At 41.9% G+C, this 602-nt stretch carries 1 protein-coding gene; it reads right to left on the reverse strand.

The genetic code is table 11. From position 1 onward, the window contains the following. Window positions 1–83: 83 nt before the first annotated feature. On the reverse strand, window positions 84–470 hold the full coding sequence (gene stbA / locus N6P30_RS24450; RefSeq protein ID WP_006796897.1) for a plasmid stabilization protein StbA: 387 nt from the start codon (window positions 468–470) through the stop codon (window positions 84–86). Between the last annotated feature and the right edge of the window lie 132 nt (window positions 471–602).

Below are 602 nucleotides of genomic sequence, written 5' to 3' on the forward strand. Positions count from 1 at the left end.
GCGCGGGGCTAACAGGTAAGATGAAATTAAGGTTTTACGAACACTGCCACTGTAATTAATTACCGCTACTTTCATAAATCACCTCAGAATTTTTTGTTGAACTTCTTAGGGTCGAAATTCTCACCGATTTTCTTGAAGAATTCTTTATCAATAATGCCGGGACTCTCTGCTTTTTTACTTTCCTGCGCTTCAGGCTCAGACGGTTGTGTATTGTGCAATACACTTTCCGCTGCACCCTTCGCGCTACTCTTATCATGTGTATTGTGCAATACATTTTTTCGGTTTTGCCGCGTTCTATACAGTGCCATCTCAAGCCCTTTGGCTGTTACCGAAAAGCTGTATTCGCTGTCGAGGATTTCAGCAATTTCATGCCGCGTTAGCCCTCTGTCCAGCCAGTTCTCGATTTCATTTAGGCGCAATCTGACAGCAGCCGATAAGTTGCGGGGTTTCAGATCTGCTGGTTTATTCATAACCCCCTCCGTTGTATGAAAATGACTCTACAACACTCGTAAGAAGGGGTCAATCGAGTTTTGTAGTTTATCTGTAGTTTTATTGTAGTCTATTTGTAGTCTGTCACGTTTTTTGTAGTTTATTTGTAGTTT

The organism is Enterobacter sp. PL1, from assembly GCF_945957325.1.
Lineage (GTDB): Bacteria > Pseudomonadota > Gammaproteobacteria > Enterobacterales > Enterobacteriaceae > Enterobacter > Enterobacter roggenkampii.

Excerpts from the sequence above, each read along its gene's own strand:
- stbA (WP_006796897.1), bottom strand. The coding sequence starts at position 470 with ATGAATAAACCAGCAGATCTGAAACCCCGCAACTTATCGGCTGCTGTC.